Genomic DNA, 20,394 nt, shown 5'->3' with positions numbered 1-20,394 from the left:
CCCGCGAAACGCGCAGGCCTACCCGCCACTCGCGTTGCACGGTCGGCAGTCGGCGGTTGGGGATGGGACTTCTCAGAGACTGAACTTGATACAGACACAGCAAACTGCTGGCGAGAATGGTGCTCGGACGCGCCCCCTGCAGTTTGGACAACTTTTATATGACCAAAATTTACGACATGACAAAAATAGGCGGTGCTGCGCCGCGTTGTCAAAGATCATTCCGATATTAAAAATCCCGCAATGATGCGAAGGGCCGCCAGTGTCTGGCATTTGAAAGAAAATGGGATTATTCGTGCAAGGTGTTCTTTATCCGCAATGCGGCGCCAAATATTTTACTTTTCTCGCACAACACGCAAGCCTTTGCCGTATTGGCACTGCGCATCGAAAGCCTTCAGATCGACAGGATTTTTCTTTCATTTTTATTATCCATAATCGATTAAGACTGGATAGCGACATTCACCCGTCACTTCAGGATTCGATTCACTTCGGCCTTTCTTCAATTGCGATGCCGATGCGCATCGCGTCATCCACAAAATACCGATTTCGTTAATTCAATCCGGTATCGGCGGCATTATTTACCCGATATCCGGCCGGCATTTCCGGGCGGGCCGACGACGTGCGGCGGGGCCGCACGTCGTCGGTGATGGCACGTCAGCCCGCGATTACTTCCCGCCGCCCGGCAGCGCGATATCGATCAGCACCGGATCGTGATCCGACGAACGATACGCATCCGGCGCGTAGAACGTCTTCTGCTGTTCGGCCGACTTGTACGCGAGCGTGTACTGCAGCGCGAGCGGCTCGTCCGCGTTGATGTGCCATTCGTGCACGGCCTTCACGTGCGACGCGAGCGGCAGCGTCGCGAGCGCGTGATCGAGATAGCCGGCTTCGCCGTTGTACACGTAGCTGTACGCATTTGCGCCGATCCAGCGCGCGACGAGGTTGCGGTAGCCGCGCGATTCGAGCGTGCGGATCGGGTCTTCGTACGTGTAGCTGTTGAAGTCGCCGATCAGCAGCACGCCCTGGCCCGCGACACCCGTCGGGTTGCCTGCGAGCCAGTCGGCCACCTTCGCCGCCGCACGCGTGCGCGTCGGGTTCCAGCAGCCCTGGCCGTCGCCCTGGTCGAGATCGTCGTTCGTGGCGTCCGGGCAGTTCTTCGACTTCAGGTGGTTCACGGCCACCGTCAGCGACTGCTTGTTGCCGTTGATCAGCCGGAACGACTGTGCGAGCGGCTGGCGGTTCTTGTCGTCGATCGCGAGCGTCGCCGTGCGGCCGACCGGTTCGACCTTGCGGCTGTCGTAGATTATCGCGACCGCGATCGCATCGCCACCGAGGCGCGACACGCCCGGATCGACCACGCGCCAGTTGTTGCCGAGTTTCGCCGCGAGCTGGCGCACCGCGCCCAGTTCGCCGTAGCCGTTGTTCTGGACTTCCATCAGGCCGATCACGTCGGCGTCGAGCGCCTTCAGCGCGCCGACGATCTTCGCTTCCTGACGCTGGAATTCCTGGTAGTTCTTCGCGCCGCGGTTGTTCGGATCGTCGAAGCCGCCGCCGAGACCGTTGCCGTTGAAGTAGTTCAGCACGTTGAACGACGCGACGCGCAGGTTCGACTTCGGATCGCGTGCCGGCGCGTTCGTGCGCGGGTTCGGACGCGTGTCGAACGCCGGTACGGCCGCGCCGGGCAGCGGCTGCACGCGCCATGCGCCGTAACGCACCTCGAGCACGCCTTCGACGTCGCGCACGGTGTAGCCCGCACGCAGCGTGTTCGCGGCCGACAGGCCCGGCGCCGGGTACGGCACGGTTGCCGGGTTCTGCTTGTTCGAGCCGTCGTCGAGGATCAGGCGGTTGCGTGCGTTCGCGTCGATCTGCGTCTGCGCCTGGGCGGGCGGCACGACGCTCGTCGGCGTGCGCAGGCGGCCGTTGCTGAGCATCACGCTGCCGTAGCGGCCGAGCTCGTAGTTGTCGGTCACGTTCAGCGTCTGCGGCAGGCGCACGAGCATCCCTTCGTACGCGGCGAACGTGCTCGGGCTGTCGACCGGCAGCGTGAGCGTCGCGGGCGTGACCGTCTGGCCGTTCGCGCACACCGCGATCGCGCCCGACAGCGTCAGTTGCGTCTGCCCGTATTTCTCCTCGACCTTGCCCGTCACGTGCACGAGATCGCCGGCCTTCGCGCGCGCTTTCGGCGCATAGACGAACAGGCCTTCGGACACGCCCGGCTGGTTGCGGCGTTGCGCGTCGGCCTGCTGGACGAAGAAACCGCCGAAGCCGTCCGTGCCGCCGAAATCGGCGGTGACGACGGCTTCGATCGACACGTTCTGGCCGGCGAGCGGCGACGGCGCGCCAGGCCCCTGGATATCGGCGATCGGCGTCGTGCTGCCGCCGCAGTTCGGGCTGACGGGGGCGGCCGTGGCGGCGAAGACCGGCGCGGCGAGCGTCGGGAGCAGCAATAGCGGGGTAAACAGGCGGATTGTCGAGCGCATGACGGGGAATCCCGGTTGTGAGGGTGGCGAAAGCTTAGCGGCGCTCAATGACAGTTTTTGGTAATCGAAAGACAGGTCGATGTAATTGTCGTTATCGCGCTGCGATCGCCACCGATCGCCCGTTCGGGCCTGAAAATGCGGGGAAATCGTCTGACGAAAAACGTCTTCGTGCCCGCGACGATTGCCCCGCGTGCCTGTGCGCATGGCCCGCCGCGCTACACCGTCCCCGGCAACGCACTCGACACGAGCACGGCCGCGACCATCAGCACGCCACCGAGCACGACCGCCTCGATCCGCAACACTGCGCCGAACCGTTTCAACGAACGGGCCGGCATCGCGGCGACCGGATCCTTCAGCGCGGCCAACAGCTTCGGCATCCCGAAGAAGCGGTTGTGCCCGCCGAGCGCCGCCGCGATCAGCACCAGCGCGAACTTCAGCAGCAGGATCTGCCCGTACGTCGACGCGAGCAGGTTGGCGGGCGTGGCGACGCCGCGCCAGCCGTTGTACGCGCCGGTCGCGAACAGCACGATCAGCGCATACGTCGATGCATCGGACAGCGACTGCACGAACGATGCGCCCGCCGTGCGTTCGCTCGCGGGCATGCCGGCGAGCCGCGGCATCACGCCGAACGCCGTCACGAGCACGAGCCCGACCCACGCGCTGATCGCCAGCAGATGCAGCCAGTCGATCCACACCGGCACGCTGAACCAGCCTGCGTCCACCGGATGCCCGCCGTTGCTGCGAGCCAGCGCGACGCAGGCGAGCGCAGCCCACATCGCGAACGGAACCCGCGTGTCGTCCGCGCGCCTGACGCACGACAGCAGCACGACGACGAGCATGAACACGGCGCCGGCCAGCCATGCATGACCGAACCCCGTGCCCGCGAGCATCGCGCAAACGGCCGGCCCCGCGTCGAGCAACGGCACTTCGCTCATCAGTGCGCAGTGCGCCCAGAACGCAGTGATGCTGGCGAGCAGCGACACGACCGACGCGAGGCGCAGCGTCGCGACGAGCCGCCGCCCGACGGCGCGCTGCCATGCCGACGCGCCGCGCGCGAGCCAGTGGCTGCCGAGCAGCGCACCGACGACGACGGCGAACCCGGCGTTCTGGAGCGCCACCGCCACGAGCCGCAGCAGGCCGACGATGCCGTCGTTCATCCCTTCACCCTGAAGGTATAGGTGCCCTTCGTGCGGTGCGCATCGGCCGTCATCGCAGCCCATTGCACCGTGTACGCACCGGGCGCGAGCTTCGGCATCGCGACCGTCATCACGCGCGGGTTCGATGCATCGACCTGCGCCTTGTCCTGCGTGACGGCGTTGCCGCTCGCGTCCGACACCTTCACCGAACTGAATGCCGGTTCGAGGTCTTCGTTGAAGGTGAGCCGCACGGTGTCGGGCGCCACGTCGACCGTGCTGCCCGTCGCCGGTGCGGCGCTTTCCAGCTTGCCGTGTGCCGACGCCGCGATCGGCACGGCCGCAACGAGTGCGGCCACCGCAACGATCGCGGCCAACCGTCCGGGATTCGTGATCTTCATGTTCGCGCTCCGCGTCACGGCTTCTTCAGTTCGACGACCGTCAGCGCGCCATTCACGTCCTCGGCGACGAAGTCGATCTTGTCGCCGGCCTTGACCTGCGACAGCATCGCCGGGTCCTTCACCTTGAACGCCATCGTCATCCCGTCCATCCCGAGGTTCTCCAGCGGGCCGTGCTTGATCGTCAGCTTGCCGGCGGCCGTATCGACCTTGCGGATTTCACCGTGCGACATGCAATGCGCCGCGTCGGCGCCCTGCTTCGCGGCGCCGCTCATGTCCATGCCGGCCATGTCGCCGGCTGCGTACGACGCGGCGGAAAACGCCAGCGCGCAACCCGTTGCCATCAAAACCAGTCCCTTCTTCATCGTGAAGACTCCCATGTGAGTGAATGAAACCCGGCGGCCGCATCGGTACGGCCCCCGCGTGCTGCTGCTCAACCGTCCGGCAATTCGCCGGTGTATTCGTAGGCGACGGTGCCCTTCGGATGCCGGAACCAGCCCGGATCGCGATAGTCGTTGCGGCCGAGCCCCTGCCGCACCTTGCAGACCGTGAACATGCCGCCCATCTCCAGCGGCCCGAACGGGCCGGTGCCCGTCATCATCGGCAGCGTGTTGTCCGGCAGCGGCATCTCCATCCCGCCCATCGCGCCGCCCGTGCTGCCCATCGCCATGTAGTCGGGCACGAGCTTGCCGATGCGCTTCGCGAGATCCTGCTGCGGCACGCCGATCAGGTTCGGCACCTGGTGGCCCATCGCATTCATCGTGTGGTGCGACTTGTGGCAGTGGAACGCCCAGTCGCCCGGACGATCGGCGGTGAACTCGATCGCGCGCATCTGCCCCACCGCGACATCGGCCGTCACTTCCGGCCAGCGCGCCGCCGGCGGAATCCAGCCACCGTCGGTGCCCGCGACTTCGAAGCTGTAGCCGTGCAGGTGGATCGGATGGTTCGTCATCGTCAGGTTGCCGAAACGAATCCGCACGCGGTCGCCGGCGCGCATCGGCAGCGGATCGATGCCCGGGAACACGCGCGAGTTGAACGTCCACATGTTGAAGTCGGTCATCTCGTTCACGCGCGGCGTGTAGCTGCCCGGGTCGATGTCGTACGCGGCGAGCAGGAACACGAAGTCGCGATCGACCGGCATCGTGCCGCGATCCTTCGGGTGCACGATGAACATGCCCATCATCCCCATCGCCATCTGCACCATCTCGTCGGCGTGCGGGTGATACATGAACGTGCCGTGCGATTCGAGCTGGAACTCGTAGACGAAGGTCTTGCCGGGCGGAATGTGCGGCTGCGTGAGACCGCCCACGCCGTCCATCCCGTTCGGCAGCCGCAGCCCGTGCCAGTGGATCGTCGTGTGCTCGGGCAGCCGGTTGGTCACGAAGATGCGGACCTTGTCGCCTTCGACGGCCTCGATCGTCGGGCCCGGCGACTGGCCGTTGTAGCCCCACAGGTTCGCGTTCATGCCGGGCGCCATCTCGCGCACGACGGGTTCGGCCGTCAGGTGGAATTCCTTCCAGCCGTTCTTCATCCGCCACGGCAGCGACCAGCCGTTCAGCGTCGCGACGGGCGTGTACGGGCGGCCGTTCGGCGGCACGAGCGGCGGCTGCGTGCCGGTTTTCGCCATCGAGGGCGCTTCGGGCAGCGACGCGGCGCCGGCCTTGCTGACCATCGCCGCACCGAGCAGCGCGGCGCCCGAGCCGCTGAGAAATTGTCGACGGGACACCATGTCAATGACCTTCCGGATGCGTTTGCGTCGCGGGCGCCGGTTGCGCCGCGGGGGTGGAAGCCGGCTGCGGAGCAGCGTCGGCCCTGGATGGGGATTCCGGTGCCGAGGCGGTGTCATTCGTCGCGCGCGGCGCGGCGCCCGATGACGGCAGCCGGCCGCCGACGGCCATCTGCAGATCGGTTTCGGCGAGCCAGTAGTCCTTCAGCGCATCGATGTAGCCGTTGACCGCGCCGACCTGTTCGCGCGCATCGGTCAGCAGCTCGAACACGCTCGCCAGCATCCCGTTGTAGCGCAGCAGCAGTTCGTCGGAGATCGTCTTGCGCAGCGGCACGACTTCATCGCGATAGTGCGTCGCGACGTCGTAGCTCGTCACATACGCCGCGTACGATTCGCGCACTTCCGAGCGCGCGTCGATCGCCGTCTTCGCGAGCCGGTTCGCCGACTGCATGTAGATGGCCTCGGCGCGCGCGACCTTCGCGCCGCCCCAGTCGAACAGCGGAATCTCCACGCTGATCTCGTAGCCGTGCTCGTGGCCCTTGCCGGTCTCGTAGTTGTTCACGTAGCCGAGCTCGACCGCGTTGACGAAGCGTGTCGCCTTGCTCAGGCCGAGCGACGATGCGACGCCCTGCATCTGCAGCTTCGCGGCCTGGATGTCGAAGCGGTTGCTCATCGCGAAGCGTTCGAGACCGGGCAGGTCCGGGCGGGCTTTTGGCAGGTCGGGCAAGCGCTCGGGCAGCGCGTACTGCGTGCGCTCGCCCCACAGCCCCAGCGCGCGCGTCAGCTTCTCGCGCGCGGCCACGGCCTGTTGGCGCGCCTTCGCGTGCTGCGCGACCGCGTCGGCATGGAACGCCTGTTCGCGTGCGTAATCGAGGCGGCTGAAGTTGCCGGCCTGCCGCATGCGCTGCGCGAGTTCGGCGGCCGCGCTCGCGGCGTCACGTACCTGTTGCGCGTAGTTCGCGGCCTGTTCGGCGGCGACGGCCTCGACATACGCGCGGCGCGCATCGGCCGCCACCTTCAGCATCGCGTCGGCCGTTTCCAGCTTGGTTTGCTCGAAGCGGCGGCGTTCGATGTTCGTTGCGAGCGGCATCGTCAGCAGCGCGAACACGTTCGCCGAGAACGTGCGGCCAAGCGTCAGCTCGCCATCGCCGGCGCGCGTGCGGCTGAACGCGAAGCGCGGGTTCGGCAGCCGGCCGGCCTGCACGAGGTCGGCCTCCGACAACCCGAGTTCGGCATACGACGCCTGCAGGCCGCGGTTGTTCAGCAGCGCGACCTGCACCGCGTCGTCCATCGACAGCGGCTTCGCAAGCAGTTCCCTGGTTCGTTTGTCGACGGCTTCGCGATCGGCGTCGCTCCTGACGACCACCGCGTCTTTCCCGATGCGTTCCGATGCGGCGGACGACACGGCATCGAATCCGCCGTCCTTCGAAAACGTCGTGCAGCCCGCGAGGAACGCCAGCGCGACCGCGGCCGCGCCGATCCTCGGCGATATCGCCAGGTTCGTCATTGCGCGGCCCCTCCGTGTGTTGCATGGGCGCCGCCGTTGCGCGCCGGCGTGCCGGGCTTCGCGGGCCGCGCCGACACGTCCCGGTTCAGTTGTTTCCAGCCCGGGCCTTCGTCGTCGCGATACGGCCGGTAGCCATCGAATGCGGACGTCACGGTGACATCCGGCACCGCCGCGGCGGCGTCCGCCGGATCGGGCAGCGGGGTTTGCGCAGGCGCGAGCGACGGCACGAAGGCCGCCGCGCTCAACAGCGCCGCAGTGATCAGTCGCATGAAAAGGTCTCGTCTTGAGTCGTCCGGCGGATTCGATATCGCCGCCGGCGCGGATTGCAGATCGCGGCCGGTCGGGCCGCGGGCCGTGTCTAGACGAGAAGCCGGCGCGGTGGCCTGTCGATGCCGCCAGTCAGGAACGACACAACGACTGGCGTCGGAGCGAAAGAGGCGATCGCGATACCGATACCCGACGCAACGGACACCGCAGGGAGATCCGCCATGCCGGTGCCGAAGCAGCACGACCCGCACGCCGGGCACGGCTGTGCATGTCGCGCATGATCGTCGTGCTCATGCTGATGCCCATGCTGGCCACCGTGCGCACCCGGCATCGCATGCTGCGCGGCCGAATCATCGGCGCGTGCCGTGCCTTCCGCGTGCGGCGTAGCCACGACCGCACCAGCGCCCGCGCATGCCATCGACACGGCCGCGAACGACTGGATCGGCAGGCTCAGCGCCAGCAGCACGACGAGGACGAATTTGCGCCAGTACGACATGGATGCGGAATCAGGCAGGCAATGACCGGATGGGCCGGCACGGCGCCGCAATGGCGCGCTCCGGAGACACGACGGCCGCAGCTTATCGCCGGCGCGGTGACGACGACATGGCCGAAACATGACCGGATTTTCATGAAACGCGGGCTACGCAGCGTGCGCGCTCCATGACAATCCCGTCATCCGGCGGTCATCCTTCGCGCACGCGCGGCGCCGTAAGCTCAGGCGTTACACTGACCGGCTGGAATCACGGACAGCCTGCCTTACCATGCGGATACTGATAGTCGAAGACGAACCCAAGATGGCCTCGTACCTCCGGAAGGGGCTGATGGAGGCGAGCTACACGGTCGACATCGCGGAAAACGGCAAGGACGGGCTGTTCCTCGCGCTGCACGAGGATTTCGACCTCGTCGTGCTCGACGTGATGCTGCCGGAGCTGGACGGTTTCGAGGTACTCAAGCGGCTGCGCGCGCAGAAGCAGACACCTGTGCTGCTGCTCACGGCGCGCGAGGCGATCGAGGACAAGGTCGCCGGGCTCGAACTCGGCGCCGACGATTACCTGCTCAAGCCGTTCGCGTATGCCGAATTCCTCGCGCGCATCCGCTCGCTGCTGCGGCGCGCGCCGCGCAACGTGCGCGAGCTCCTGCAGGTTGCCGATCTCGAGGTCGACCTGCTCAAGCGCCGCGTGCGGCGCGCCGACACCCGCATCGACCTGACCGCGCAGGAATTCTCACTGCTGCAGTTGCTCGCGGAACGCGAAGGCGAAGTGCTGACGCGCACGTTCATCACGTCGCAGATCTGGGACATGAATTTCGACAGCGACACGAATGTCGTCGATGCGGCGATCAAGCGCCTGCGCGCGAAGATCGACAACGCGTACGAGAAGAAGCTGATTCACACGATCCGCGGGATGGGCTACGTGCTCGAGGATCGCTCGTGACCGCGAGCCCGGCGTCGTATTCGCTGCTGCGGCGCCTGACGGTCGCGTTCGCCGTCGTCGCCGCGCTCGTGTTCGCGCTGACCGGCGCGTATCTGTACCGTTCGCTGTCCGCAGAACTCACGCGGCGCGACGACATCGAGATCTCCGGCAAGCTCAACCAGTTCCTGCAACTCTCGCATGCCAGCGGATCGACGGCCGCGCTGCGCGCCGATCCGGCCGTGTTTCATGAAGTGCTGCTGTCGCACCCGGGCGTCTATCTCGGCATCTACGACGCGCAGAACCACCCGCTCGTCGAGCATTCCGACGAGGCCGGCAACACGCTCGCTTCCGTCATCGCGGCATCGCATCCGGCCGGTGGCAGCGCCGGCCCGTTCACCTGCTCGCCATCCGGCATCGGCACGTCGCGCTGCGTGTACGCCCGCGAAACGCTGCCGTCCGGCGAAGCGATCCAGGTCGCGCTCGCGCGCACGGCGACCGACCGGCATTCGCTGCTCGAAAGCTATCGTGTCGACATCTGGCTCGCGGCGGCCGTCGGCGCGCTGCTGGTCGGCGCACTCGGCTATGCGGTCGCGTCGCGCGGCCTGCGCCCGGTCGAGAGCCTCGGCCGGCAGACGTCGCGCATCGAGGCGCACAACCTGAACGCGCGCCTCGACGCGCGCGGCGGCCCCGTCGAGCTGCGTGAACTCGCGACGTCGGTCAACCGCATGCTCGACCGCCTCGAACGCGCGTTCGTGCGGCTGTCGCAGTTCTCGTCCGATCTCGCCCACGACATGCGCACGCCGCTCGCGAACGTGATCAGCTCGTCGCAGATTACGCTGTCGCGTGCGCGCTCGACCGAGGAATACGAAGCGCTGATCGATTCGAACATCGAGGAATGCGAACGGCTGCAGCGGATGATCGAGAACATGCTGTTTCTCGCGCGCACCGACAATGCGCGGCAGCACCTGAAGGCCACCGCGCTCGACGCGGGCAGCGAACTGCGCCGGCTCGCGTCGTATTTCCAGGCGCTGGCCGACGAAGCGGGCGTGCGCATCGACGTGCAGGGCGAAGCGCCGGTCATCGCCGACGCAACGCTGTTCCGGCGCGCAGTGAGCAACCTCGCGTCGAATGCGCTCGAACACGCGGAAGCCGCGTCGACGATCGAGCTGGCCGTTTCGACGCAAGGGAATTTCGCAGTCGTCGAAGTGACGAATCGCGGCGTCGCGATTCCGCCCGAACAGGTCGAGCGGATCTTCGAACGCTTCTACCGCATCGATTCGTCGCGGCACGGCGCGGCCCGCAATGCGGGGCTGGGGCTCGCGATCGTGAAGTCGATCATGGAACTGCATCGCGGCAACGTCGAGGTCGCGAGCCGCGACGGGCGCACGACGTTCGCGCTCTACTTTCCGCGCAGCGTGGAAGGGCAATCCGGTTAGCGATTCTCATTCACGACGTTCACGTGACGTCACCCCATGCCGATTGCTTTCCGATGCGGCAAGCGTGCCCGCCATGCACGCGCCTTTCCTCATCCGATGCAGGGATATGCACACGCAAGCTTGCCGAAAGCAATCGGCTCGGCTAGACTGCCCTTCGTCTTTGGGGAGTAGCCTGCTTTCCGTCCCCCGGAAAGCGAACGCGTCAACACACTCGGCCTGCGGCCGTGGCGCGTTCAGCCGGATCGGCTTGGCGAGACCATAGGCGCATCGCGTCGTTCCTGGTCGGACGTCGGCGGATGCGCCATGGTTCGTCAGCGTCCGACCACGGAGTCCCCATGTTCCCCGCAACCTTCTCCCCGCGCTCCCCCGCCCGTTACGCACGTGCCTGCGGAGGTGCCGCATGACCTTCATGTTCCTCGAACTGGCGTTCATGCTGATCGTCATCCTCATCGCGGCCGAGGTCTTTACCAATGCGCTCGAACATCTCGGCGAACGCCTGAAGATTTCCGAAGGCGTTACCGGTTCGCTGTTCGCGGCCGTCGGCACCGCGCTGCCCGAAACGATGGTGCCGCTGCTCGCACTGGCCGGCGGCACCGCGAACCAGGCCGTCAACGAGGAAATCGGCGTCGGCGCGATTCTCGGCGCGCCGCTGATGCTCGCGACGCTCACCACGTTCCTGATGACGCTCGCCGTGATCCGCTCGCGCGGGCTGCGCGGCACGATCGCACCGGAGCGCACGGGCTTCGTGCGTGACATGAACTACTTCCTCGCAGCCTTCTCGCTGGCCACCGCCGCGATGTTCGTCCCGCATCACAACTGGGCCGTGCGGGCACTGCTCGCCGCGATGCTGGTCGGCATCTACGTGATGTACGTCGTGATGACGTTCCGCGCATCGACCCGGCTCGTCGATGCCGGGCACGGCACCGAAGCGCCGCATGCGATGTTCCTGTCGCGTCTCGGCCTGCCGACCAACCTGGCGACGATCGCGCTGCAGCTGCTGATCGGCCTCGCGTTGCTGATCGCCGGTGCGAAGGGCTTCATTCACGGCGTGGAAGGCGTGTCGCACGTGCTCGGCATCTCGGCGCTGCTGCTGTCGCTGATCATCGTGCCGATCGCGACGGAGTTGCCGGAGAAGGTCAACAGCGTGCTGTGGATCCGGCGCAAGAAGGACACGCTCGCGTTCGGCAACATCACCGGCGCGATGGTGTTCCAGGGCACGCTGCTGCCGGCAATCGGCATCATGCTGACGCCGTGGGAGCCGCGCCCCGAAGTGCTGACCGGCGTGATCATCACGCTCGCGGCGGCCGCGTGGCTGCGCTTCAATGCGCGCACGCGCGGGCTCGCGATCTGGGCGCTGCTCGCGAACGGCGCGGGTTATGCGGGGTATCTGGTCCTGACGCTGACGCGTTGATGCTGATGCCCTGACGCCAGGAACGGGCGCGCCGGCCGACGGACACGTCGGCGCGGCGCGCTTCGCTGCGCGGGACGCAGGCGGCAACAACGCCCGCTCCGGACGATCAGGAACCCTTGACGAGCTTGACGATCGTCAGCGTGCCATCGACCTTCTCGATCCGCACCTTGACCTTGTCGCCCGCATGCGCATGCGCGAGCATCGCCGCATCCTTCGCCTTGAACGCCATCGTCATCGCCGGCATCCCGACGTTTTCAAGCGCGCCGTGCTTCAGCGTGATCTTGCCGCTCGCGGCATCGACCTTCTTCACTTCGGCATCGGTCAGCGCGGCATTCGATTCGGCCGCACCGTCCGACGACATCTTCATGCCCGACATGTCCATGCCCGACATCTCGCCGGCGGCAAACGCCGGTACGGCGACAGCGCCGAGCGCGACGACGGCGGTTGCGGTAGCGGTGGCGATCAATCGATTCATCTTCATCGTAATTCTCCAGTTGGGGTGGATGGCACGTTCGTGCCGGAAGGAACTGCATCGGAATGCCGCACCTGGCCCGCGCTTCGTGCACGACGGCGCTGAAACAGGAGCCACGCGGCGGGAATGACGAACATCGACAGCAGCGGTGCCGTGACCATGCCGCCGACCATCGGCGCGGCGATGCGCTGCATGACTTCGGAACCGGCGCCGTGGCCGACCATGATCGGCACGAGGCCGGCGAGCACGACGGCGACCGTCATCGCCTTCGGCCGCACGCGCAGCACTGCGCCCTCGCGGATCGCGTCGAGCAGCACCGCATCGGTCAGCGGTGCGCCGGCATCGAGCCGGCGCTGCAGCGCGCCCTTCAGGTACAACAGCATCACGACGCCGAATTCGGCGGCCACACCGGCCAGCGCGATGAAGCCAACCGACGTCGCGACGGACACCGCATGGCCCAGCACCCACACGAGCCAGAAGCCGCCGATCAGCGCGAACGGCACCGTCGACATCAGCAGCAGCGCATCGGCCGCCGAATCGAACGTGAGGAACAGCAGCACGAAGATGACGACGAGCGTGACGGGCACGACGGTGCGCAGTGTCGCCGCCGCGCGCTCGAGATACTCGAACTGCCCCGACCACGCGATCGAATAGCCGGGCGGCAATGCGACCTGTTGCGCGACGGCCTGCTGCATCGCACGGACCGCCGTGCTCAGGTCGACGCCGCGGAGATCGACGTACACATAGCCGGACAGCCGCGCGTTCTCGCTGCGGATCATCGGCGGCCCGTCGGCGATGTCGATGCGCGCGACGTCGCCGAGGCGGATCTGCGCGCCGCGCGCGGTGACGACCGGCAGTTGCCGCAGGTTCTCGAGCGAATCGCGGATCTCGCGCGGATAGCGGATGTTGATCGGGAAGCGCTCACGCCCCGCGATCACTTCGCCGACATCGTCGCCGCCGACCGCCGACGACACGACCGACTGGATATCGGCGACCGACAAGCCGTAGCGCGCGGCCGCGAGCCGGTCGATATCGACGTCGATGTAGCGCCCGCCGTTCAATCGTTCCGCAAGCGCGGACGTCACGCCCGGCACGTGCTTCACGGCCGCCTCGACCTGCGTCGCGATCGCATCGATGCCGGCGAGGTCCGGCCCGGAAATCTTCACGCCGACCGGCGTCTTGATCCCGGTGGACAGCATGTCGAGCCGGTTGCGGATCGGCGGCACCCACACGTTCGACAGGCCCGGCACCTTCACCGTCCGGTCGAGTTCGTCGACGAGCTTCTCGGGCGTCATGCCGGGCCGCCATGCGCTGCGCGGCTTGAACCGGATCGTCGTCTCGAACATCTCGAGCGGCGCGGGGTCGGTGGCCGAATCGGCGCGGCCCGACTTGCCGAACACCGTGTCGACCTCGGGCACGGTCTTGATCAGCCGGTCGGTCTGCTGCAGCAGCGCGCTCGCCTTGTCGGCAGAAATGCCCGGCAGCGCGGTCGGCATGTACAGCAGGTCGCCTTCGTCGAGCGGCGGCATGAATTCGCCGCCGAGCCGCGACAATGGCACGGCTGTCAGCGCGAGCGCGACGACCGCGACGCCGATCGCGAACCACGGGCGCCGCAGCGTCGCTTCGAGCAGCGGCCGGTACAGGCGAATCAGCACGCGGTTGATCGGATTCGCGTGCTCGTGCGGAATGCGGCCGCGCACGAGATAGCCCATCAGCACCGGCACCAGCGTCACCGACAATCCGGCGGCGGCCGCGATCGTGTAGGTCTTGGTGAACGCCAGCGGCGCGAACAGCTTGCCCTCCTGCCCTTCCAGCGAAAACACCGGGATGAACGACAGCGTGATGATCAGCAGCGAGAAGAACAGCGCGGGCCCGACTTCCGCGGCCGACGCCGCGACGAGCGCCCAGCGGCGCGCGGCCGTGAGCGGCTCGCCCGGATGCGCGTGGTCGTACGCTTCCAGATGCTTGTGCGCGTTCTCGATCATCACGATCGCCGCGTCGATCATCGCGCCGATCGCGATCGCGATCCCGCCGAGCGACATCAGGTTCGCGTTCACGCCCTGGTAGCGCATCACGATGAACGCGGCCAGCACGCCGAGCGGCAGCGACAGGATCGCGACGAACGCGCTGCGCAGATGGAACAGGAACACCGCGCAGACGATCCCGACGATGACGAATTCCTCGATCAGCTTGTCCTTCAGGTTGCCGACCGCGCGCTCGATCAGTTGCGAACGGTCGTAGGTCGTGACGATCTCGACGCCGGGCGGCAGCGAGCGCTTCAGGCCGGCGAGCTTCGCCTTCACCGCATCGATCGTCGTCAATGCGTTCTTGCCCGAGCGCATCACGACCACGCCGCCCGCCACCTCGCCCTGCCCGTTCAACTCGGCGATCCCGCGCCGCATCGCCGGGCCGACCTGGATGCGCGCGACGTCGCCGAGCAGCACCGGCGTGCCCGCGTCGTCGGTGCGCAGCACGACATGACGGAAATCATCGAGCGTGCGCAGGTAGCCGGACGAACGCACCATGTACTCCGACTCGGCCAGCTCGACGACCGACCCGCCGGATGCCTGATTGGCCTGACGCAGCGCATCCGCGACCGCCGCCTGCGTGATGCCGTAGGCGCGCAGCCTGTCGGGATCGAGCACGACCTGGTACTGGCGCACCATGCCGCCGATGCTCGCGACTTCCGAGACGTCCGGCACCGCCTTCAGCTCGAACTTCAGGAACCAGTCGTTGAGCGCGCGCAATTGGCCGAGATCGTGATGGCCGGTGCGATCGACGAGCGCGTACTCGTATACCCAGCCCACGCCGGTCGCATCGGGCCCGAGCGACACGGTCGCGCCGGCCGGCAGCCGGCTCTGCACCTGGCTCAGGTATTCGAGCACGCGCGAACGCGCCCAGTACGGATCGGTGTGGTCGTCGAACAGCACGTAGACGAACGCGTCGCCGAACGACGAGTACGCGCGCACGGTTTTCGCGCCCGGCACGCCGAGCAGCGTCGTCGTCAGCGGATAGGTGACCTGATCCTCGACGACCTGCGGCGCCTTGCCCGGATACGACGCCTTCACGATCACCTGCGTGTCCGACAGGTCGGGCAATGCATCGAGCGGCGTCTGTCGCAGCGAATGCACGCCCCATGCGGCGAGCAGCACGGTGGCCAGCAGCACGAGGAAGCGGTTCCGGACCGACCAAAGAATGATGCGCGCGATCATCGTTCGCCTCCCTGCGGCTCGATCTTCGTCAGCCGGTAGCCGTCGTCGGTCTGCGTGAACGCGAATCGTACGGTCTGGCCTGGCCTCACGTCCGGGAACGCGCGGGCCGACGGCTTGCCGAACGCCATCGTCATCGCGCCCCAGCCAAGCGCCGGTACAGGCTGATGCGAGAACGTGATGTCATCGGCCGTGACCTTCTCGACCTTGCCGGTGGTTTCATAGACCGGCGCGGTTGCCGCGACGGACGATGCGGCCGCGCTTGCCCCCGTCGCGCGCTCCAGCCGCGGCAGCACGCCTTTCAGGCTGGCTTCCGAATCGATCAGGAACTGCCCCGACGCGACGACCGTGTCGCCCTCGTTCAACCCGCCGAGCACTTCGGTGTCGCCGCCGACATCGCGGCCGGCCGTGACCGATACCGGTTGAAGCCGGCCGTCGCCGTTCTTCACGATGACGATCGTGCGCTTGCCGGTCGCGATCACGGCCTCGGACGGCACGAGCAGGCGCGACACCGTGTCCTTCGCGGCGACACGCACGCGCATCAGCATGCCGGGCGTGAGCTTCAGCGATGCGTTGTCGATCTCCACGCGTGCCTGCAGCGTGCGGCTGCCGGTGCTGATGCCGGGCAGCACTTCGCGAATGCGTCCGCTGAAGTGGCGCGCCGGATCGCCCGCGAACGTCGCATCGACCGACATCCCCGGCTGCACGTTCAGCGCGAGCGCTTCCGGCACCTCCACGATCAGCCACAGCGTCGACAGCCCGGCGATCTTCGCGAGCGTCTGACCGGGCGCGACCATCGCGCCGTCGCGCACGTTCAGCTCGCTGACGACACCCGTTTCCGGCGCGGCAAGCACGACATGCGTCTGCGCGCGGCCGGTGCGATCGAGGGCGGCGATCATGCCGTCCGGAATCGACAGCGCCCGCATCCGCGCGCGCGCCGCATCGAGCAGGCTGCCGTCCATCCCGCCGCGCTTCAGCGCGAGATATTCCTCCTGCGGCGCAAGCCAGTCGGGCACGAACAGCGACGCGACCGGTGCGCCCTTCGCGATGCGCTGCATCGGTGCACGCGCGTACAGACGGTCGATATAGCCGGTCACGCGCGACTGCACGACGTCCGCGCGCGATTCGTCGAACTGCGTGGTGCCCACCGCGTCGAAGCCCGCCGCCGTCTGCTGGCGGCGGACGGTCGCATAGCGGATGCCGAGGTTCTGCTGCAGGCCCGGATCGATCCGGATGCCCGCTGCGTTGCCGCCTTCGTCCGCATAGACGGGCTGCAACTGCATGTCCATGAACGGCGATTTGCCCGGTTTGTCGAAGTGCTGGTTCGGCACCATCGGGTCGTGCCAGTACAGCACCTTGCGGGTTGCCTGCCGGTCCGGCATGCGCGTTGGCGAAGCAGCGGCCATCTCGGCGCCGCCCGCCGCATGGCGGGCGCCCGCGAAATAGCCGGCCCCGGCAAGCGCCGCGCCGGCGAACGCCATCAGCGCCGCGCGCGCCAGTGATTGCTTGGTCATGGTGTTCTCCTTCACTGCGCGGCGGCCATCGCCGACGGCACGACCTGATATTCGAGCTGTGCCCAGGTCTGCGATACGTCGCGCCTGAGATCGAGCACCTGCAACTGCGCGTCGAGTTGCGCGCGCCGCGCGGCGAACGTATCGGCGAGCGCCCCCGTACCGGCGCGGTACGCAGCCGTCGCGAGCTGCACGCGCTGGTCGGCGGCCGGCAGCAGCGCGGCGCTCAGGTTCGCGATGCGTTCGCGGCCGCTCGCCAGCGTGTCGGATTGCGTGCGGATATCGGCCTGCACCTGACGCAGCGTGTCCTCGTACATCAGGCGCGCCTTCGTCTCGAGTGCGGCCTTCTCGGCGACGTCGCGGTTCTGGCGGTTCTTGCGATTGAGCGGCAGCGGGATCGAGACGCCGACCGACACCATGTTCGAATACGCGCCGCCGCGCTGCTGGTACGCGATCTCCCACGTCCAGTTCGGGCTGCGCTCGCTGTTCGCGACCGCCGTGTCGGCTTCGGCCACCGCGATGTCGTCCGCCGCCGCGACGAGCGCCGGCTGCGACAGGCGCAGTTCGTCCGGCGGCAGCGACGACACGAACGATTCGGGCGCGGGCGGCGCCCCCGTCACGTCGGCCACCGGAACGGCCGTCCAGCGGGCCAGCGCGATGAGCGCGGTGCGATACGCCTGCTGTGCCTTGAGCACCTGATCCTGCGTTTGCGCGAGCATCACGCGCGCCTGCACGACATCGCTCGCACTCGCCTTCGCGCCGCGATACGACGCCTGCGTCGCCTCGAGTTCGTGATTCATGTGACCGAGCAGCGCCTGCTGCAGCGCGAGCGCCTGCTTCGCGTAAACGGCGTCGAGCCATGCCGTCGCGGTCCGCTCACGCACGGTGGCGAGCTGCGCGAGATAGCCCGCGCGTTCGCGGCCGACCTGCTCGTTGGCGAGTGCCGTGCGCAGCCGCCGCTTGTCGCCGGACACCCATTCCTGTTCGATGCCGATACGGCGCATCGTCATGAAATCCTGGCCGACAGTGAAGCGCTGGCCGCCGTTGATCGGCAGGTTGTCGATGCCGGCCTTGAGCATCGGGTCCGGCAACTGGCCGGCCTTGATGGCCGCTTCGGAACGCGCGAGCACGGAAGCCTGCGCGGCCTGCATCGAGGCGGAATGATCGGTCGCGGCCTGCAGCGCGGCGTCCAGCGTGAAAGGTGGCTGCTGCGCGTGAACGGCGCCCGCCACCAGCAGCGCTGCCCACAGCACGGGCGCGCGCCGACACGCACGCCGCGTGTGCGGCGTGCTGAAATCGAATGACATGGTGTAACCCCAAGTCGGAACCCAAAGGGATTCCACGTCCTGCGCACAGGACGAACCTCACCGCGTGGGCGGTGAACCGGTCAGATCGGGATCAACTGATGCGTGGAGGGCGCCACAACCCGCTCGGGTCGCGGACCGGGACGGACTGCGTGTAGTGGAAGACGATCGTGCTGGCGAATGCAGCGGGACGGCTGACGTCGGCGCGGGCGGCCGGGTGATAGAGACTGCCGAACTGGCATTGGGCCGTCACCTTGCAGGCCATGCCCTTGGCTTTGGCCTTCGCGTGATCGGCGGATGACGGCTGCATCGAATCGCAGTCGCTCATGCCGGTGGACATGGCCAGGTTCATGCCGGTGTCCGAATCCATCGACATCGTGTGCTGCATCGGACATTCACCGGTCAAGCCGCTGGCTGCCAGCCCAGTGATGGGCAGCACCGCGCACAGCAGCAGCAGGATGAAAGTCCGAAGCCATTTCATGGCGCGATTATAGCGCGGCCCATTGCTGCGTGGCGGTGCGTCGATACGGCGGAATGACGCGCCGTCTCCATGACCGCCACCGCGGATTACCGCAGCAGATTGTCCGCCGCCAGCACGGCCTGCACGGCCGGCCGCACGCGCACCCGCTCGTACCACGCGCGCAGATGCGCATGCCGGCTCAGGTCGATATCCGCGTGGTACACCGAGCGCATCCAGTCGGCCTTGCCCCAGCCGGTGAGCGCAAACAGGTACGCATCGGCGACCGTGAACGTGTCGCCCGCCAGGAACGTCCGGCCGTCGAGCTGGCGGTCGATCCATGCAAAGCGGCTGTCGAGTTTCTGCCGGACGGGCTCGACGTACTTCCCCGCCTGCACGGCATACAGCAGCGGGATGAATCCCTTGTGGATCTCGGTGCCGAGGAAGTTGAGCCATTCCATCAGCCGGTAGCGCGCGAGCGTACCGTAGGCCGGTGCGAGCGCGGCTTCCGGGCGCTGGTCCGCGAGATACTGCGCGATCACCGGCCCTTCGCGCAGCATCGTGCCGTCGTCGAGTTCGAGCAGCGGCACGTAGCCGAGTTCGGTCACGTCGTAGAAGTTGCGGCCGTCTTCGACGGCATGCTTGCGGGCGTCGACCTTGACGATCTCCGCGTCGATATCGCCTTCGCGCAGCACGATGCAGATCGCCTGTGAACAGCTGCCGGGAGCGTGATAGAGCTTCATGCGTTTCCTTCGTGAGTGGTCCATGTATCGATTCGCCGCGACGCGGGCGCTAATATCTCGCATCGGCACACGGCTGAGAAGACGGCAGTCGTTTGTGCCGTAGTCACAAAAAATTTACCGATCAGGGTTCAGCACGATGAAAACGAGTGCGACAGGATGTTCCGTTGAAGAAGCGATGCGCCTGCTCGGCGGCCGCTGGCGGCTGCTGCTGGTGTCGTACCTGCTCGACGGGCCGCAGCGCTTCAGCGACCTGCGCCGCGACATGCCGGGCATCTCGCAGCGCATGCTGACGCTCGACCTGCGCGCGCTGGAGGACGCCGGGCTCGTGCGGCGGACCGTCTATCCGGAAGTGCCGGTGCGTGTCGAGTACGATCTGACCGCGGACGGCGACCGGCTGCGGCCGGTGGTCGACGTCATGCGCGAATTCGGGTTGTGGCTGAAGGCGCGCGATGTCGATGCGACGTGCGATACCGGCGCGACGCCTGAAGCGGCGATCGAAACGCAACCCGATTGCCCCGGTAACCCCAGATAACCCATACGCAGGAACCTACGTTCATGGAACTTCACGCTACCGTCGGCGCGGCAACGTCCGACCTCGACGACGACGAAAGCTTCGCCAACATCTACTGTCACGATGCGGAGCAGGACTATTGCTTCGCGCTGTCGCGCTTTCCGGACGACGCGCTGATCGAAGTGATGGTGCGCGACCAGATCAACTGGCGCGTCAAGGATCTGTCGGTGCGACTGACGGACGATACGATCGACGTCGAGATCGAACCGGGCATCGCCGCGCGTCTCGACGGTCAAACGCGTTACGTCATCCATCTCGCACCGGGCCAGTACGATCCGGTCACGCTGCGGGCCGCGCTGAAGGAGATTTTCGTCGGCAAGGACGGGTATCGCGACGACAGCACGCAACGCTGACCAGCCG

19 protein-coding genes and 1 riboswitch are annotated in these 20,394 nt (G+C 67.1%); of the genes, 6 read left to right on the top strand and 13 right to left on the bottom strand.

Annotated features, from left to right (window positions below; all coding sequences use genetic code 11):
• Positions 1-662: 662 nt before the first annotated feature.
• The 7 genes from BLA15945_RS21730 to BLA15945_RS21700 all read right to left on the bottom strand — a co-directional run bounded on the left by BLA15945_RS21730 (position 663) and on the right by BLA15945_RS21700 (position 7,510).
• The gene (locus BLA15945_RS21730; protein WP_174993334.1) at positions 663-2,477 is read right to left on the bottom strand and encodes an ExeM/NucH family extracellular endonuclease; all 1,815 of its coding nucleotides are present in this window, start codon (positions 2,475-2,477) and stop codon (positions 663-665) included.
• Between the two features lie 215 nt (positions 2,478-2,692).
• Positions 2,693-3,634 (bottom strand): copper resistance D family protein, encoded by a 942-nt coding sequence (locus BLA15945_RS21725; protein ID WP_174993333.1) that lies wholly within the window; start codon positions 3,632-3,634, stop codon positions 2,693-2,695.
• Entirely contained in the window at positions 3,631-4,011 is a 381-nt protein-coding gene (copC, locus tag BLA15945_RS21720; protein ID WP_174993332.1) for a copper homeostasis periplasmic binding protein CopC, read from the bottom strand. The genes BLA15945_RS21725 and copC overlap by 4 nt, the downstream gene beginning before the upstream one ends.
• 14 nt (positions 4,012-4,025) lie before the next feature.
• The gene (locus tag BLA15945_RS21715) at positions 4,026-4,373 is read right to left on the bottom strand and encodes a copper-binding protein (RefSeq protein WP_174993331.1); all 348 of its coding nucleotides are present in this window, start codon (positions 4,371-4,373) and stop codon (positions 4,026-4,028) included.
• Positions 4,374-4,441: 68 nt separating this feature from the next.
• On the bottom strand, positions 4,442-5,737 hold the full coding sequence (locus BLA15945_RS21710; protein ID WP_174993330.1) for a multicopper oxidase family protein: 1,296 nt from the start codon (positions 5,735-5,737) through the stop codon (positions 4,442-4,444).
• A 1-nt stretch (position 5,738) separates the two neighbouring features.
• The gene (locus BLA15945_RS21705) at positions 5,739-7,241 is read right to left on the bottom strand and encodes a TolC family protein (RefSeq protein WP_174993329.1); all 1,503 of its coding nucleotides are present in this window, start codon (positions 7,239-7,241) and stop codon (positions 5,739-5,741) included.
• A complete protein-coding gene (locus BLA15945_RS21700) occupies positions 7,238-7,510 on the bottom strand; it encodes a hypothetical protein (protein ID WP_174993328.1) in 273 nt (90 codons plus the stop codon). The genes BLA15945_RS21705 and BLA15945_RS21700 overlap by 4 nt, the downstream gene beginning before the upstream one ends.
• Positions 7,511-7,785: 275 nt before the next feature.
• On the opposite strand from BLA15945_RS21700, the gene BLA15945_RS21695 reads away from it, so the two are divergent.
• From BLA15945_RS21695 to BLA15945_RS21680, 4 genes are all read left to right on the top strand, one after another.
• Positions 7,786-8,172, top strand: a complete 387-nt coding sequence (locus BLA15945_RS21695) for a hypothetical protein (protein WP_155627231.1) — start codon at positions 7,786-7,788, stop codon at positions 8,170-8,172.
• A gap of 97 nt (positions 8,173-8,269) precedes the next feature.
• Complete coding sequence (locus tag BLA15945_RS21690) at positions 8,270-8,941, top strand: heavy metal response regulator transcription factor (RefSeq protein ID WP_059237765.1); 672 nt, start codon at positions 8,270-8,272, stop codon at positions 8,939-8,941.
• Positions 8,938-10,356, top strand: coding sequence for a heavy metal sensor histidine kinase (locus BLA15945_RS21685; protein WP_174993327.1), 1,419 nt, complete (start codon positions 8,938-8,940; stop codon positions 10,354-10,356). The genes BLA15945_RS21690 and BLA15945_RS21685 overlap by 4 nt, the downstream gene beginning before the upstream one ends.
• Before the next feature lie 150 nt (positions 10,357-10,506).
• A riboswitch (yybP-ykoY riboswitch) is annotated at positions 10,507-10,683 on the top strand.
• 73 nt (positions 10,684-10,756) lie between these two features.
• Positions 10,757-11,767: a sodium:calcium antiporter gene (locus tag BLA15945_RS21680; protein WP_174993326.1), complete on the top strand. Its 1,011-nt coding sequence runs from the start codon at positions 10,757-10,759 to the stop codon at positions 11,765-11,767.
• A 106-nt stretch (positions 11,768-11,873) separates the two neighbouring features.
• Here BLA15945_RS21680 and BLA15945_RS21675 read toward each other — a convergent pair whose 3' ends face one another.
• The 6 genes from BLA15945_RS21675 to BLA15945_RS21650 form a co-directional block, all read right to left on the bottom strand.
• Complete coding sequence (locus tag BLA15945_RS21675) at positions 11,874-12,248, bottom strand: copper-binding protein (RefSeq protein WP_059237768.1); 375 nt, start codon at positions 12,246-12,248, stop codon at positions 11,874-11,876.
• The gene (locus BLA15945_RS21670) at positions 12,245-15,451 is read right to left on the bottom strand and encodes an efflux RND transporter permease subunit (protein ID WP_174993325.1); all 3,207 of its coding nucleotides are present in this window, start codon (positions 15,449-15,451) and stop codon (positions 12,245-12,247) included. The genes BLA15945_RS21675 and BLA15945_RS21670 overlap by 4 nt, the downstream gene beginning before the upstream one ends.
• Positions 15,448-16,962, bottom strand: coding sequence for an efflux RND transporter periplasmic adaptor subunit (locus BLA15945_RS21665; protein WP_174993324.1), 1,515 nt, complete (start codon positions 16,960-16,962; stop codon positions 15,448-15,450). Before BLA15945_RS21665 ends, BLA15945_RS21670 begins: the two co-directional genes overlap by 4 nt.
• Positions 16,963-16,973: 11 nt before the next feature.
• Entirely contained in the window at positions 16,974-18,266 is a 1,293-nt protein-coding gene (locus tag BLA15945_RS21660) for a TolC family protein (RefSeq protein WP_174993323.1), read from the bottom strand.
• Between the two features lie 91 nt (positions 18,267-18,357).
• The gene (locus BLA15945_RS21655) at positions 18,358-18,744 is read right to left on the bottom strand and encodes a hypothetical protein (protein WP_059237771.1); all 387 of its coding nucleotides are present in this window, start codon (positions 18,742-18,744) and stop codon (positions 18,358-18,360) included.
• An 86-nt stretch (positions 18,745-18,830) separates the two neighbouring features.
• A complete protein-coding gene (locus BLA15945_RS21650; RefSeq protein WP_174993322.1) occupies positions 18,831-19,463 on the bottom strand; it encodes a glutathione S-transferase C-terminal domain-containing protein in 633 nt (210 codons plus the stop codon).
• Between the two features lie 136 nt (positions 19,464-19,599).
• Here BLA15945_RS21650 and BLA15945_RS21645 point away from each other — a divergent pair, with 136 nt between their 5' ends.
• Positions 19,600-19,995 (top strand): winged helix-turn-helix transcriptional regulator, encoded by a 396-nt coding sequence (locus tag BLA15945_RS21645; RefSeq protein WP_174993321.1) that lies wholly within the window; start codon positions 19,600-19,602, stop codon positions 19,993-19,995.
• Positions 19,996-20,018: 23 nt separating this feature from the next.
• Positions 20,019-20,387, top strand: a complete 369-nt coding sequence (locus BLA15945_RS21640) for a hypothetical protein (protein ID WP_059237774.1) — start codon at positions 20,019-20,021, stop codon at positions 20,385-20,387.
• The last annotated feature ends 7 nt before the right edge of the window (positions 20,388-20,394 follow it).

It is taken from the genome of Burkholderia arboris, from assembly GCF_902499125.1.
Taxonomy (GTDB): Bacteria; Pseudomonadota; Gammaproteobacteria; order Burkholderiales; family Burkholderiaceae; genus Burkholderia; species Burkholderia arboris.
The sequence above is the reverse complement of the archived record's forward strand: the minus strand, read 5'-3'. Positions and strand labels throughout refer to the sequence as shown.